Source organism: Clostridium sp. HV4-5-A1G (assembly GCF_900184915.1).
Lineage (GTDB): Bacteria > Bacillota > Clostridia > Clostridiales > Clostridiaceae > Clostridium_B > Clostridium_B aromativorans.
This window is the reverse complement of the sequence record NZ_FXYI02000078.1, coordinates 1-15,804: the sequence shown is the minus strand read 5'-3', so window position 1 is coordinate 15,804 and position 15,804 is coordinate 1. Positions and strand designations below refer to the sequence as shown.

Annotated in this window: 12 protein-coding genes; 11 read left to right on the top strand and 1 reads right to left on the bottom strand. The window is 31.8% G+C overall.

Annotated features, from left to right (window positions below; genetic code table 11):
- Positions 1 to 312: 312 nt before the first annotated feature.
- The 8 genes from J5G60_RS09850 to spoIIR all read left to right on the top strand — a co-directional run bounded on the left by J5G60_RS09850 (position 313) and on the right by spoIIR (position 11,623).
- Positions 313 to 1,866, top strand: coding sequence for a DUF3794 and LysM peptidoglycan-binding domain-containing protein (locus J5G60_RS09850; RefSeq protein ID WP_150356164.1), 1,554 nt, complete (start codon positions 313 to 315; stop codon positions 1,864 to 1,866).
- Positions 1,867 to 2,057: 191 nt separating this feature from the next.
- Positions 2,058 to 2,864, top strand: coding sequence for a cyanophycinase (locus tag J5G60_RS09845; RefSeq protein ID WP_150356175.1), 807 nt, complete (start codon positions 2,058 to 2,060; stop codon positions 2,862 to 2,864).
- Between the two features lie 275 nt (positions 2,865 to 3,139).
- Positions 3,140 to 5,764 carry a cyanophycin synthetase gene (gene cphA, locus J5G60_RS09840; RefSeq protein ID WP_150356165.1) on the top strand — a complete coding sequence of 875 codons (2,625 nt, stop codon included), beginning with the start codon at positions 3,140 to 3,142 and terminating at the stop codon, positions 5,762 to 5,764.
- A gap of 152 nt (positions 5,765 to 5,916) precedes the next feature.
- A complete protein-coding gene (gene ispE / locus J5G60_RS09835) occupies positions 5,917 to 6,762 on the top strand; it encodes a 4-(cytidine 5'-diphospho)-2-C-methyl-D-erythritol kinase (RefSeq protein WP_150356166.1) in 846 nt (281 codons plus the stop codon).
- A gap of 172 nt (positions 6,763 to 6,934) precedes the next feature.
- Entirely contained in the window at positions 6,935 to 7,129 is a 195-nt protein-coding gene (locus tag J5G60_RS19125; RefSeq protein WP_150356167.1) for a CLC_0170 family protein, read from the top strand.
- 15 nt (positions 7,130 to 7,144) lie between these two features.
- Positions 7,145 to 8,602: a spore germination protein gene (locus J5G60_RS09830; protein ID WP_150356168.1), complete on the top strand. Its 1,458-nt coding sequence runs from the start codon at positions 7,145 to 7,147 to the stop codon at positions 8,600 to 8,602.
- 34 nt (positions 8,603 to 8,636) lie between these two features.
- Positions 8,637 to 10,892: a Ger(x)C family spore germination protein gene (locus J5G60_RS09825; RefSeq protein ID WP_150356169.1), complete on the top strand. Its 2,256-nt coding sequence runs from the start codon at positions 8,637 to 8,639 to the stop codon at positions 10,890 to 10,892.
- A gap of 89 nt (positions 10,893 to 10,981) precedes the next feature.
- Positions 10,982 to 11,623, top strand: coding sequence for a stage II sporulation protein R (gene spoIIR / locus J5G60_RS09820; RefSeq protein WP_150356170.1), 642 nt, complete (start codon positions 10,982 to 10,984; stop codon positions 11,621 to 11,623).
- 144 nt (positions 11,624 to 11,767) lie between these two features.
- Here spoIIR and J5G60_RS09815 read toward each other — a convergent pair whose 3' ends face one another.
- Positions 11,768 to 13,009, bottom strand: a complete 1,242-nt coding sequence (locus J5G60_RS09815) for an MGDG synthase family glycosyltransferase (protein WP_150356171.1) — start codon at positions 13,007 to 13,009, stop codon at positions 11,768 to 11,770.
- Between the two features lie 227 nt (positions 13,010 to 13,236).
- Here J5G60_RS09815 and ypeB point away from each other — a divergent pair, with 227 nt between their 5' ends.
- From ypeB to J5G60_RS09800, 3 genes are all read left to right on the top strand, one after another.
- Entirely contained in the window at positions 13,237 to 14,607 is a 1,371-nt protein-coding gene (ypeB, locus tag J5G60_RS09810) for a germination protein YpeB (protein WP_150356172.1), read from the top strand.
- A gap of 202 nt (positions 14,608 to 14,809) precedes the next feature.
- Positions 14,810 to 15,223 carry a DUF1934 domain-containing protein gene (locus J5G60_RS09805; protein WP_150356173.1) on the top strand — a complete coding sequence of 138 codons (414 nt, stop codon included), beginning with the start codon at positions 14,810 to 14,812 and terminating at the stop codon, positions 15,221 to 15,223.
- Between the two features lie 121 nt (positions 15,224 to 15,344).
- Positions 15,345 to 15,653: a ribose-5-phosphate isomerase gene (locus tag J5G60_RS09800; RefSeq protein ID WP_150356174.1), complete on the top strand. Its 309-nt coding sequence runs from the start codon at positions 15,345 to 15,347 to the stop codon at positions 15,651 to 15,653.
- Positions 15,654 to 15,804: the final 151 nt, after the last annotated feature.

Genomic DNA, 15,804 nt, shown 5'->3' with positions numbered 1-15,804 from the left:
TTATAAAAGTATATAAACGTAACATTTTTAAAATAGTATATAAAATACTAATTATATTTTATGTGCTATTTTTTGTTGTCAATTTACAGGGTAAGAAGAAAGATGGTAAGCTTCCATCTTTCAACTATGGTATAAAAGGGTATTGAGAATTTATGAGAGGTTATATGGTTAACAACCAATTTAATATTACGTCAAAATTTTGTAAATGTCAATATTAAGAGACATTATTGAAAATTATCAAAAACGTTAGCATATTTTTTACCTTTAATTTATATAAATAAATAGTAGGTTTTTATATGGGGGGTAATAAATATGAGTATAGATTTTGTTAAAGAAAATATAGAATGTGAACAGCTCATGGCTGAAAATTTTTCTGATACTGTAATAAAAGCAGAATATATAATACCGGATACAAATCCAGATGTTAACCATATTTTAATTCTCAATGCAAAGCCCATTATAACTAGTAAGGAAGTAATGCAGGATAAGGTATTTGTTGAGGGAAAAGTGGAATATACTATACTTTATTTAGCTAAAGAAGATGAAGCAATGGGCATCTACAGCGTAAATTATACTGGCGATTTTTCAAATTATATTGAAATACCGGGGTCTCAACATGATATGCTCTGTGATGCAGATTGCTATGTAGAACATATGAACTGCAATATAGCTAATGAAAGAAAGGTATCTATTGAAGGAATTATAAAATTAAAAGCAGAAGTATATAAAAAATATGAATTTGAAGTTATAAAAGATGTAGAAAGTTCTGGAGATATACAGATGTTGAAAAATCCTGATACTATAGATAAAATAGTTGGAACAGTCTCAGGAGATTTAGTGGCAAAAGCTGAGATTCAAATACCTGTGGATAGGCCTCAAATAGGGAATATATTAGAATGTAACGTAAATGTGCATAAGAAAAATATAAAGGTTTTAGATGGGAATATCTCTATAGAGGCATATGTGCTTATAGGTGTACTTTATAGGGGAAAGGACACAAGGGACATAGAATATATAGAGGATGATGTTTATGTAAGTAAAGAAATTCCTGTAGATGGAGTGAACTCATCTATGGACAGCTATACCGACTTTTGTGTAGATGAGATTGAAAAGAGTATAAGAGAAGATGATTTGGGTGAGAGCAGGATAATTGATATGGAAGTGTTGGTAAAATCCAATACAAAAGTGATGTATAAAGAAGATATGGATATAATAGAAGATGCTTATTCTCCTTCCTCACTTATGCAGATGGATAAAAAAGATTATGAATTGAATGTAATGCATGGCCAGAATACCACCCAAAGTATGATTAAATCAAATATAGAATTAGAAGGTAACTCCAGGCCTAAAGAGGTAATTATGTGTTATGGAGAAGTGTGCATAACAGACAAAAAAATAGTGGAAGACAAGGTAGTTGTAGATGGAGTTTTAAGTGTTAAGGCTTTATATAAGGATTTAGAAGATGAAATAAATAAGGCTAGTGACGAGATACCTTTTAGTTGCAGTGTAGATATACCTGAAAGTAAAATTGACATGCAGTGTATAGCAAAGGTGGCTTTAGAGAGTATACAGGGAGAGGTAGAAATAGACACCATAGCTATAAAGGCAGTAGCTGAAGTTTATGCAAGAGTAAATTATATTACTCATAAAGAGTTTTTGGTGAATATAGATTCTTCAGAAGGGGAATTCCCAGCTAAGAAGGCCAGTTTAACCATATATGTGATCCAGCAAGATGATACTCTGTGGAAAATAGCTAAAAAGTATTATACTACTGTGGAGGATTTAGTAAAATTAAATGATATAGAAGATCCGGAAGTTATAAAAGTGGGAGAAAAACTCATTATACCTGGAAGAGCTGTAATATAAGCAGGGAGCCCAAATCTTCGATTTGGTGCGAGTCGCTTACTCCGCCGGACCGAAAGGAGGTGGAGTTTCATAAAAGGGAGCCCAAATCTTCGATTAAACTTCGGCAATAAATTGCTGAAGTTTTTGTTTTACGCATAATAATTGAGAAAATGGAAAAAATATAGAATATCCGCAGGAGAGGGTGCATGACTTTGAAAAAAAAATCAGAAAAAAATTTAATAATAATAGGAGGAGCGGAAGATAAGACCGGTGAAAAAAAAATATTAAAGGAAGTCTGCAGTAGATTGGATAAACAAGAAGATATTCTTGTTATTGCAACTATTGCATCTGAGATACCGGAGGAATTAGGAGATGAATATAAAAAGATATTTCAAGAATTGGGAATAAAGAATATAAGGATACTGACTATAAGAAGCAGAAAAGATGCCTTTGACGTGAACAATCTAGAGCTCATAGAAAATATTGCATTGATGTTTTTTACAGGAGGAGATCAGCTTAGGATAACAAGCCTTGTAGGAGGTACTCCACTGTATTCGAAGATTCAAGAATTATATGAAGGAGGGTGTACTTTTGTGGGAACTTCCGCAGGGGCTTCTGTTATGAGTGATACCATGATAATAACAGGACCCGATGAAGAATCACCTAAAAAGTGTACTTTAAAAATGGCGCCTGGGTTGGGTCTCATAAAAGGTGTGATTATTGATCAGCATTTTGCACAGAGGGGTAGAATAGGAAGACTACTTGTTGGAATAGCTGAAAACCCACAGAGCTTAGGTATTGGAATAGATGAAGATACAGCAATTATGGTTAAAGACAATGATGAATTCACGGTAATGGGTTCAGGAGCAGTTTATGTGATAGATGGCTCTGGCATAACCTATACTAATGTGTCAGAACAGTATCCTGAGGAGATATTGTCTATATTTGGAGTGAAATTACATGTACTTAAATATGGAAATAAATTTAATTTTATAAATAAAAAGCCTTATAATAATTGAGAAAATTTGATTTGATGATTTGTAAATCAAATTGATTAAAAATCCGAGAAAGGGTCAAATAGATGTAAGGGAGGAGTCGTAAAAACCGTTAAATCAGCAAATAAATATGAATTATATGCTGATATACCGTTAGTTAGACGGGATTTCAAGCCCCTGGAGTATCAGGCCGAATGAAAGTAGCACAAATAGCAAAATCAGATACTATGAATGGGGAAATAAACAAACTTTTACTTAAGTGTAAATAAGTGTTTATGTAACGGGCAGTATACACAAAAATGAGGATAGATGATTTTAGAGTTTTTGAAGGAAGAAATATATTTGCTCATAGAAAATGTATAAAAATGTCTGTGGATTTAGAGGGGTATAGTAAAATACCAACTAAGGATATAAATGGATTTAATGAAAAACTGCTGACGATCATGCCTGATTTGAGGCAGCATAGATGTGGAATAAATGAAGAACATGGCTTTGAAAAGAGATTGAGAGAAGGAACTTATCTTGCCCATGTGTGTGAACATATTATACTTGCTATGCAAAATGATCTGGGCATTGATGTTAGTTATGGGAAGGCAAGGGAAATAAAGGAAGATAAATATTATATAGTATATGAATATCTTTATAAAAATACAGCGCTGGAAATTGGCAAAATAGCTGTGAATATGATCAACTCTTTGATAAAAGGAATAAATTATAAACTTGAGGAGGACGTCACAAAATTAAAGGATATTTTAAAAGCAGAGCAAGTTGGCCCCAGTACGCTGTCCATAATATCAGAGGCCAAGAGGAGAGGAATACCTGTAACAAGGATTGGAAATAACAGTGTATTTCAATTGGGATACGGAAAATACAGCAAGATTATAGAAGCCACTATATCATGCAATACATCGGCTGCGGCTGTAGATATAGCTTGTAACAAAATGCTAACTAAAGAGATGCTGAGAAATCAGTGTTTACCTGTGGCAGAGGGTGGTGAGGTGAAAAGCCTGGAGGAATTATCAGATCTCACTGCTGAGATAGGATACCCCATAGTTTTAAAACCTTGTTTTGGAAATCAGGGCAAAGGGGTATTTGTAAATATAAAAAATAAGACAGAAGCAGTAAAAGCTTACAAGATATTAGCACAGAAGTTTGATAGTATAATTTTAGAGAAATGTATAACTGGAAAAGACTTTAGGGTATGTGTGGTGAATGGAAAAGTAGTAGCTGCTGCTGAAAGAATACCGCCTTATGTTGTGGGAGATGGAATAAAAAGCATAATTCAATTGATAGAAGATGTAAACAGGGACAGCATGAGAGGAGAGGGACACGAAAAGCCTCTAACTAAAATAAAAATAGATGATGAATTGAAAGCCTGCATACTTAAAAGTGATTATAAATTGGATAGTATCTTACCTAAGAATAAAAAATTGCTCATAAGAGAAAATGGAAATTTATCTACAGGAGGAACAGCTGTAGATTGCACTGATTTAATTTGCAAAGAAAATATAAATATCTGTGAAAGGGCAGCTGATACGATTGGACTGGATATCTGTGGCATAGATATATGCTGTAAAGATATAAGTGAATCCATACTTAAAACCGGTGGAGCTATAATAGAAATAAATGCAGCACCGGGTATTAGAATGCACCAGTATCCCTGTGTAGGTAAAAAAAGAAATGTGGCAAGAGCCATAATAAATATGCTATTTTATAGATCCCGATCCATTCCTATAGTTTCAGTAACTGGAACAAATGGGAAAACCACAACTACTAGACTCATTGCACATATATTAGGCAAATCTGGCTATAAGGTGGGTATGACTGTTACAGGAGGAATATACATAGATAATAAATGTATATGTAAAGGTGATACTACAGGATATTATAGTGCTAAGACCATTTTGAGCAACAAAAATGTAGATGCAGCGGTGTTGGAAACTGCTAGAGGAGGAATAATAAAAAAAGGTCTTGCCTATGATTTGGCAGATGTGGCGGTGATAACGAATATAACTGAAGATCATCTTGGCATAGATGGAATAAATACAATGGAGGATCTAGCTTATGTAAAGGCGTTGGTTGGAGAAGCTGTTAAGAAAAATGGATATGTGGTTTTAAATGCGGATGATCTGGTAAGTTCAACTATAATCAATAGGTTAAAGGGCTCAATAATTATGTTTTCAAAGTATAAAAATAATACAATTCTCAGGGACAATATAGATAGAGGCGGATATGGAATATATATAGATGATCAGATTATGTATTTTGAAAGGCAGGGTGTTGTAGTCCCAATAGTAAAGATGCAGGATATAAGGATATCGCTGGAAGGGAAACTTATTTATAACATAGAAAATGCCATGGCTGCCTGTGGGGCTGCAATTGGGTTGAATATAGCCTATTCTGTTATAAAGGATGGTTTAAAAAGCTTTTATGGAGATGCTTCATTTAATCCAGGACGGTTCAATATTTATAATTTAAATGGAATAAATGTGGTGTTGGACTATGGTCATAATATAGAAGGATATAAAGCGGTTATAAAAGGTGCTAAAAAGTTAAATTATAAGAGATTGGTTGGAGTTATTGGTGTACCTGGAGACAGAACTGACACTAGTGTTGAAAAAATAGGGCGGATTGCAGGAAGGAACTTTGACTATATATATGTTAAAGAAGATAAGGACAGAAGAGGCAGGAAGCCTGGAGAAATAGCATCAATTCTTAGAAGGGGTATAATGAAGACTGATTTTGACTTAAAGAAAATAGAAACTATATTGGATGAAAAGGCTGCACTTGAGAGAGCAATAGATGCAGGAAAACAGGGGGATTTGATAATAATATTCTTTGAGAAGATGAACCCATTAGTAGAATTGATAAGTGAAAAATTAAAAGATGGAAATAAGAGAATAGGGAATATAGCTATGGTGTAGGAACAGAGTTATAAGGTAAGCAAGTAGGATTATCAATTTAACGCAATCGGCGAGAAGTCGCCCACTTCTATAGGTGGTGTGATGGATCGCCTTTTCTTTTGATTTATGTTATAATCAGTTTTACAATATTTTTAAAGGTAGTGAGAATTGAAATGCCATTATTAAAAGCCTATGCCAAAATAAATCTTTCATTGGATGTGATTGGGAAAAGGGAAGATGGATATCATCTTTTAAAAATGATAATGCAAACTATAGATTTATATGATGTTTTAGAAATGTATAAAGCTAAAAGTGGTATACATATAACCTGTAATAAAAATTATATACCTTGTGACAATAGAAATCTGGCCTATAGAGCAGCGGAGTTATTTATACATAAATATAATATAAAAGATGGAATAAATATAAATATAGTTAAAAACATACCTACAGCAGCGGGACTTGCGGGAGGAAGTGCAGATGCTGCAGTAGTATTAAAAACTATGAGAGATATGTACGTACCTGAAGTACATGACAGTGAATTAATTAAATTGGGATTGAATATAGGTGCAGATGTTCCCTATTGTATAATAGGGGGTACTGCATTATGTGAGGGAATAGGTGAAATAGTTACTCCTCTTACTCCTTTTAAGGATCATATATTGATATTGATTAAGCCATCTTTTGGGGTTAGTACTAAGGAGGTATATAAAAATTTAGACATAAATAAGATAATGAAACATCCTGATACTAATTTGCTTATAGATGCTATTCGTGAAGGTAACCTGGAGATGTTGAGCAGAAATATGAGAAATGTTCTTGAAAATGTGACTTTAAAGAGACATTTTATGCTGCGGCAAATAAAGGGACAATTAATTAGAGCTGGAGCTTTAGGAACATTGATGAGCGGAAGCGGTCCAAGTATATTTGCTTTTTTTGATGATATGTTGGAGGCACAAATGTGTTATGATAGGATGAAAATTAAATATAGAGAAACTTTTATTACGAGAACTATATAAGAGAATAGTTAACATGTAGTTGAAAAGGCTGCCTCAAAATAGACTTTGGGGTAACCTTTTTATTTGATTGAAGAAATCAGGCTTATAATTTTATGAATAAATAGCTTGAAATAGGTAGAAAATAATTTAGAGTTATTTTGAATTGAGTGGAAAAAAGAAAGAGGGAGAACATGTGGATATCATTCACTTATTTAATAAATATTTTTTTATACTTATGATAATCCAGGGATTTTTTTTAACATTTATTGATCCTAAAAACTTTAAAAAAGACAATTTAAAAAAAACTGTTTTAAAATCTAAAATAATTGGTATATTTTTTTTTATATTTTCAATCCTGTTGTATGCCCTTTCAATTTACTCTTTCTGATAGGAGGTGAAGTACATGAAAGAAGAAGTAAGAGATTTTGTATCTCCTAAAGTCAATGAAAATGTAAAATATTTAAAGGAACTGTTTGAAGATAATTCAGATGTAGTGTTTAGAGAATTTTATATAGGAGAAGTTAAAGCCGCAATAGTGTATATAGATGGAATGGGAGATAAGATGCTCTTAAATGATTTGTTAAGAGGTCTTATGACTAGGTACAGATATATAAAAAATGTAAGCCTCATAAAGGAAAGATTGATAACTGTATCTGACATGAAAGAACTTGTTGACTTGAGAAAAGGAGTTGACTTGATTTTATCTGGTGAAACGTTAATGCTTCTGGAGGGGCTAAAAAGTTTTTATGTACTTGCCACTAGAGCCTGGCCTGTAAGAGGGATAACTGAACCTTCAGGAGAAACGGTTTTAAGAGGATCTAGGGATGGATTTACGGAAACTTTACGGTTTAATACGGCCTTGATAAGAAGAAGAATAAGGGATACTAGGCTTAAAATTGTGCCAAAGCCTTTGGGAGTGAGATCTAAAACCGATGTAGTAGTGGTGTACATAGATGATATAGTAAATGAAAAAGCATTAAAAGAACTTATGAAGAGACTGGATAACATAAAAATAGATGCCATTTTAGACAGTGGGTATGTAGAGCAGCTTATAGAAGACAATAAATGGTCCTTTTTCCCACAGATTCAGAGCACTGAAAGGCCTGATGTAGTGGCCTCAGCATTGTATGAAGGAAGAATTGCAGTAGTAGTGGATAATTCTCCTTTTGCAATTATAGTGCCTACTACTATGGCAAATCTATTTCAGTCACCGGATGATTACTATCAAAGATGGATATATAGTTCAACAATAAGAATAATAAGGTTTATATCCATAATGATTACATTGATAATGCCTGCTCTTTACGTTGCAGTTACTTCTTTTCACACTGGAATAATACCCACTAGACTGGCATATTTTATTGCCGCTTCAAGGGAAGGAGTGCCTTTCCCAGCTTTTATGGAAGCTATAATCATGGAATTGAGTTTTGCCCTTCTTTTAGAATCTGTAGCTAGACTCCCAAAGTCCATAGGAGCTACAACTGGAATAGTGGGAGGTCTAATTATAGGTCAAGCTGCAGTTCAAGCTGGAATAGTGAGTCCTATAATGATAATAATAGTATCCGTTACTGCCATAACAAATTTTACTACTCCTAATTATGAGATGACCTCTGCATTTAGGCTAATTAGATTTTTACTTATAGGTGCAGCGGCTGTGGCAGGATTATATGGTATCATGATTGGACTTATAATTACTCTGATACATCTTGTAAGGCTCAAGAGTTTTGGAATATCTTATCTATCACCTACAGTAAATGAAAATGTCAGTGATTTTAAAGATATGTACTTTAGAGCGCCTATTGATTTTTTCAAAAAAAGGCCCAAATATATGAATACCAAGGATAAGGTTAGACAAAAATAATTGGGTAAATTAGTTTTTTCAAGAAGGTGATTATATGACAGGCAGAAGTTTCATAACTGGATTTGGAGTATTTACCACTATAATAGTGACTGTTATAGGTGTAGGAATATTTTCCTTGCCAAGAGAGTTAGTAAGTGCTGCAGGCACTGATGGATGGGCTGTGGTTATAATGGCAGGGTTTATTACTTATTTCTTAATTTATATGGCCTGTAAAACTTTTAAATCCAATGGATATAATAAATTCAGCACAATACTTGAAAATAATTTTGGAAAAATATTAGGTGGAATTTTAGCTGTTGGATTTGTGCTATATAATATATTTACCATATCAATTGGCATGAGAATATTTGTAGAAGTTATAAAAATGTATCTTCTTGAAAAAACACCTACGGAATTTCTGATAGTCGTAACTATATTTTCAGGAATTTATCTTGTAAGAAGTAAATTACAAAATTTAATAAAATTTAATGAAGTTTCTTTCTGGATAATGTTTATATCACTGGATATGATACTTCTGTTTACTTTAAATAAAACGGATTTTACCAATGTACTGCCTATGTTTACCAATACACCTTATACCTACTTAATGGCACTTAAAAGTGCAATCTACAGTTTTGCTGGAATAGAAATAATATATTTGATGGGACCATTTATAAAGGATAAATTTAATATAAAAAAAACAGCAATAAAGAGCATTGCATTTATAACGCTTTTTTATGCAATGATAATTGTTTTTTCACTGGCTATTTTCTCCAAAGAACAGACTAAAATTTTATTGTGGCCTACTATAACTATGATAAACTCCATAAATATAAATGGAGCTTTTATAGAGAGATGGGAAGGAGTAGTTATGGCCCTATGGGTTATGTTTTACTTTACTACTTTTTCAAATATATATTATTTGTCATCTGATATAGTAAAGGATGTATTTAAATTAGATGATGTAAAACTTTCGTCGGCTTTGATAGCACCAGTAATATATATAATAGCTTTGTATCCTCAGAATATAGCACAACTTTATGATATGAGCAATAGATTTATACCTCCGCTTTTTATATATAGTCTAGTTGTACTGCCCATCGTGATACTTTTGTTTGGCAAGGCTAGACATGTAGGTAATAGGGGTAAAGTTATATCTCTGCTTTTAATTTGTATTATACTGACTGGGTGCTGGGACAAAGTTGAAATAGAGAGAACTGACTTAGTGTCTATAATGGGAGTAGATGCAGGAGTAGATATAGGGAAGAGAAAAGAATCAAAGAATATAAAACCGACAGATCCACTGACGTCTATAGATTTAAAAAAGTTTCATGTTACTTTTGGTATACCGGATTTAAGTAAACTGGAACCAGGTAAAGGGGGAATATCTCGAGATAGATATTTAGATGTAGATGGATATTCAATTCAGGATGCAGTAAGTAATGCAATAGCTAAGAGCAGCAGATCCATAAGATTTAGCCATGCTAAAGTGTTGGTGTTAGGAGAAAATTTAATGAAATATCCCGATGCAGTAAAGGAAGCTATTGATTACCTTCAAAGAGAGCCTTCTTTAAATAGAAATATGTATATAGTTATGTCAGATGGAAATGCAGAGAAGTATGTGACATTTAACAATCCAATAGAAATGAGTGTAGAGAATTATATATTGGGTATGGTTGAAAGTGATTTTAAAAATAGTGCAGTTGTTCCAATAACTTTAAATGATTTTTTAATTCAAATGAGTGAAAATGGAAATAGCATAGTTCCCAGAATTGTTATTGATGAGAACGGGAATACCATAAAGGTTTCGGGCACTTTTGTAATAAAAAACTTTACACAAAAGGGAATTTTGAATTCAGTTCAAACCTCAAATATAGAACTACTAAAGGGTATCTTGAGAGGCGGAAAGAAAATGATATATTTAGATGGCCATCCTGTAGATATAAGAATTGACAATGCTGATAGAAAGATGAGGATGTCTCAGAAAGACGGAAAATTGATATTTAATATAGACCTGGATATAGAAGGCCAGATAAAAAATTATTATACTGGAAATGAGGCATTATCTGTAAGTAAGTTGGATCAAATTCAACAGGATTTCAATGAAGCTATAAGAAAAGAATGTGAAAGTGTGGTAAGGTCTACTCAAAGAGAGCTTCAGGTGGATCCCATAGGTTTTGGAGAATATGTAGAAAAATATCATCCAATTATATGGAAACAAATAGGAAATGATTGGGATGATGTTTATAAAAATGCAGTTGTAAACATAGATGTAAATACAAAGATAAGGAGAATTGGAGTGACAAGATAATATAGTATGCAGTGAATATAACTTGAATATATGTCAATAATTACTAGTGAGGTATATATAAATAATCATAGAAAAGTGGGGATGAAATCGTGAAGAAGGTTTTATTGATATTTATAATAGGTATTTTAAGTGTATTTACTGCAAACTCTCTTTTGGTTGAAGTGAGAAATAATAACATGCAGCATGACATGGCGTCTAAGATAATAAGATTTCATGTTATAGCAAATAGTGATTCAAAAAGTGATCAAGCTCTTAAATTAAGAGTGAGGGATAAAATACTGGGATATATAGCTCCTAAATTGAAGAATTCAAAAAATATAGAAGAATCCAGAAAAATTTTAAGAGAAAACAATGGAGAAATGTTAAAAATAGCTAGCAGTGAAATAAGAAAAGAAGGTTATGATTATAAAGTCAATAGTACTTTATCCAAAGTAAATTTTCCTATAAAAACTTATGGAAATATAACTCTTCCCCAGGGGAAATATGAAGCTTATAGAATAATTATAGGCAGCGGGCAGGGTCAAAACTGGTGGTGTGTTATGTTCCCTCCATTATGCTTTGTTGATATTACAAAGGGACAAGTATCTTATGAGAAAACGGAAAATGAGATGAAAAAAGTTTTGACACCAGAAGAATATAAGATGGTGGATAATGCATCATTGGGATTAAATAAAAGAAACATAAAATTCAAATTCAAGATATTAGAAATACTGAAAAGCATAGGAGTATAAGGGTCGTTAAATACAATGGATAGTATTGTGAAAATACATACAAGTGGGCTTTACAGATATTAAATTCTAGTTAACAACAAATATGTAAGGAATCCGTGTCCTGATTAGCCATCACTTGTACATTGGAATTTGAGTTTATGTTAGTTAATTTCCTGCAAATAGTTTTTGGGCAGTCTTGACAAAGTGTTCTTCAGCACATTTAAAAAATGTCTTAAGAGTATCTCTATTGTTTATTTTTTCGTTCCCAGTTAAGGTTTTTTTAGCTAAATTTTTTTCTATAAGCCAATTAATTAAGTTAAATATGTCATTTACAGCATAAGGTCTGGCAAATTTATTACAGTTTTCACTTATAATTTTCAATTTTTCTTTGGAGTTGAGAAGTTTTTCGATATTTTCTTTACATTTGCTTATATCGGTTAAATTTACTGCTAAATTATTTCTCAATAAAAATTGAGCATTTTTTTCCTCCTGACCGGGTATAGGAGAAAATAACCCTAGAGGTATTTTGCATATTAATGCCTCAGAAATAGTAAGCCCTCCGGGCTTAGTCAGAAGAAGATCACTAGCCTGCATGTATTTGTTTACCTGGTCGGTAAAGCCTATTATTCGGGTTTCCTTAGAAGAAGACATTTTAATTTTTAAAAGTTCCGAATAGAGCTTTTTATTTTTGCCAGTTATGATTATTATCTGAATGTCTTCATTTATCTTATCAAGTTCCTTGTATATATCTGCTATTTTACCTAAGCCTAAACTTCCTCCCATAACCAAAATGGTAAATTTCGATTGAGACAATTTTAAATTTTTCAATGTATCACATCTGTTATAGTTTATGTTAAACTCAGGTTTAACGGGAATACCTAAATTATATATGGTGTCTTTTGGTATGCCTTTAGACATCATCTTTTTTATCATGTCTTTATTGGAAATCACATAGGCATCTATATAAGGATGAAGCCAGGAAGTATGAGAATAATAATCGGTAATTATACACATACAAGGTATGCCTATATGATATTTTGATTTCAATACAGACAACATTTCTGTAGTAAATGAATGAGTAGATATTAATATATCAGGATCAAACTCATTTATAAGAGGAAGTAGCTTGTAAGTCAGAGACTCAATAAGTTTTGAACTTATTGTAGTTGTGATTGTGTAATCGCCTTCTGAATAACTGTATAATTTTCCATATAAAGAAGGAGATACTTTTAGTGACTTCAAGTAGCTGCCTATTACTACTTTATCTATTATGGGATTTATATATTTTAAGGCATCAACAATTTTTACCTTTGATGCTGGATCTCTCAAGGATATGTAGCTTTTTAGCGCCTCAGCGGCATTACCATGTCCGCCTCCAGCGGAAATTGAGAGAATTAAAACGTTCATCTAATCACCTTCTGATTAAGTATGTAATCTTATTATATAAAATGTAGTAAGAATAATAAACTCATTTAATAAACATTTAAGAAAAAATTAATAATAATCCATAAAATAGTATTGACTTTTATGAACATTATTAAACTAATAATACATAACAATTGAATAAATGCAAATAATATGAACAAAGATTGAATTTACCAGTAAAACTCTCTGTGAGAAAGAGGTGGAGTTCTGTGAAAATTGCAAAAAAGAGAATTATATACACGGCATTAGTAATTTTGATTGTAGTATTTTCAAGTACTTTTGCAGTTCTTATGACTCTGGAAAGAAATGACTATAGAAATTATCTTCAAGGTGAATATGGAAAAAGCATGTATGAGCTTATAGATGCAGTGCAAAATATAAGAGTAAATTTAACAAAAGCAGCTATAGTAGGGTCAAGAGAACAGGCGATAGTTGTTTTTGAAGAGATATTTAGATATTCTGGTATAGCTAATGATAAATTACATTCCCTTCCAGTAGATCAGCCGACAATATCTGGCACCAGCAAATTTTTAAGCCAAACTGGAGATTTTTGCTATAATTTAGGCAAGTTATCTACTAGCGGGAAACAATTGACCAATGATGATTATGACAATATAGAGAGATTAAAAAAACAGTCCGTAATTTTAGAGGGTCAGCTGAAAGCTACAGCTGATAATATAAATCAGGGAAAGGTCAAGTGGGGAGAAATAAGAAAAAAAATTACTGGTGCATTTGCAAAAAATAATGATAATTCTATATCTGAACAATTTCAAGGTATGCAGAAGCAAATAGTTCAGTATCCGGCATTGATTTATGATGGGCCATTTTCAGACAATGTACTGCAGGTTAAACCTAAAATTAATTCGCAAAAACAGGTATCAGAAAAGAAAGCAGAAGCTATAGCTAGAAAAATAATAGGAGAGGCAAAAATAGAGAGCCTGAATGTATCTTCTGTTAAGGGAAAAGCTGACATAGATGTATATAGATTTACTGCTGCCCTAAAAAATAGAAATAGAAAAGGAGACAGAGTAATATGTGAAATAAGCAAAAAAGGCGGAAGGATATCCTATTTGATAAATGATAGAGCTGTAAATAACAGCTCCATATCTGCAGAAAAATCCCGGAATATAGGAATAAGATACTTGAAAAATTTAGGATACGATAATATGGTTCCTACCTACTCTCTGAGATATAATAATATAGCAGTAATAAGTTATGTGTATAATCAAAATAATATATTAATATATCCGGATCAAATAAAATTAAAAATAGCTTTGGATAATGGGGATATCATAGGTGTAGAAGCAGATAAGTATTTAATGTCTCATATTGAAAAAAGGAAGATATCAACCCCAAAGATGAGCTATGAAGAGGCCAAAGAAAAAGTTGGGAAGAGATTGAATATAACCGGCAGAAGGCTTGTTATAATCCCTACGGAAGCGAATAGTGAAATATTGTGTTATGAATTTTCTGGAGATTATAAGAATGATGATTTTAAAGTCTATATAAATGCTGAAACTGGATATGAAGAAAAGATAATTCAAATAATTAATACTCCTAATGGAGAGTTAACTATATAGCCTATAATCATAAAATATAAATGTACCCTAAAAGGTAGATGCAGAAATAAGGCTGTGTTTAACCTATAGGGTATATTTTTGCTTGAATCATACCCAAAAATAAAGTAAAAATTCTATAAAAATCCTGGCCCATTTGATATAATAAAGTAAATTTTAAGATTTTGTTGATGTAGAAATTAGAAAGGCAGGTTAAAGTTTAACTATGAAGAAAAAGGCAATTATATCTTTATCCAGTAAGCAATCTGATAATAATGAAGTTATAGAAGTAGTTACTCCCGGAGACTTTTACAAAAAAAATGACTGTTATTATGCGGTTTATAAAGAAACTCAGTTATCTGGAATGGAGGGAACTACTACTACTTTAAAAATAAAAAATAATAAATTATCTCTCATAAGAATGGGGAGCACTAATGCTAAAATGGATTTTAATAAGTATGAAAGAAGTAGATCTATGTATAAGACACCTTATGGGGCTATAGAATTGAAGATAAAGACTAATGAAATAAACATAGATGTAGGGGAAAATGGAGGGGATGTATTGATTAATTATAGCATGAGTTTAGCAGGACAAACTGCTCAGGATACACAGTTAAAGGTGAATATAAAAACCAAGTAGCGGCTGTCAACTTTTAGCTTTTCACTTTTAATTTTCAGTCTAAAAATTTTATTTTTGATTAAAAGTTTTATATATGGCAATAATTAAATAAACAGATAAGTGTAAAAAAGGAGGGTGTATATTGAGAAGATATTTTAATGATAAAGAAAAAGTATATTCCAAAATTATTGAGATATTGTGTAAATATAAAGGACTGGATAGAAAAAAACTGTTGGAGATCTTAAAAGATGAATCCTGCAAATATCTGTTTTTTTTACTTGTTAATAAGTATGAGTGTTATGATCTAGATGTATTAAAAAAAGATTTTCCCTCTGTAAATAGGAATAACATGAAAAATAACATAAGAAAAGCGGAAAAAAAATTACTATTAAACAAGCGTATAAGAGATATGTATTTTGAAGCAGAAGAGCTAATAGATAGAGTAGAATAAAATAAATGTTTTATAAAAGCAAAAAAACCTAGAATATAAATAGAAAATATGGTATCATATTAAGTATGTTTTTGGACAAAACATACTATTTTATTTGTGAGGGTATTTTTCATTATAAAACTAATTAGATATTTTGTCAATAATATATGAG

What these genes read in the sequence shown, in the direction of transcription:
- cphA (WP_150356165.1), top strand. Translation starts at nt 3,140, where the DNA reads ATGAGGATAGATGATTTTAGAGTTTTTGAAGGAAGAAATATATTTGCT.
- J5G60_RS09805 (WP_150356173.1), top strand. Translation starts at nt 14,810, where the DNA reads ATGAAGAAAAAGGCAATTATATCTTTATCCAGTAAGCAATCTGATAAT.
- J5G60_RS09815 (WP_150356171.1), bottom strand. Translation starts at nt 13,009, where the DNA reads ATGAACGTTTTAATTCTCTCAATTTCCGCTGGAGGCGGACATGGTAAT.
- J5G60_RS09825 (WP_150356169.1), top strand. Translation starts at nt 8,637, where the DNA reads ATGACAGGCAGAAGTTTCATAACTGGATTTGGAGTATTTACCACTATA.
- J5G60_RS09830 (WP_150356168.1), top strand. Translation starts at nt 7,145, where the DNA reads ATGAAAGAAGAAGTAAGAGATTTTGTATCTCCTAAAGTCAATGAAAAT.
- J5G60_RS09850 (WP_150356164.1), top strand. Translation starts at nt 313, where the DNA reads ATGAGTATAGATTTTGTTAAAGAAAATATAGAATGTGAACAGCTCATG.
- ispE (WP_150356166.1), top strand. Translation starts at nt 5,917, where the DNA reads ATGCCATTATTAAAAGCCTATGCCAAAATAAATCTTTCATTGGATGTG.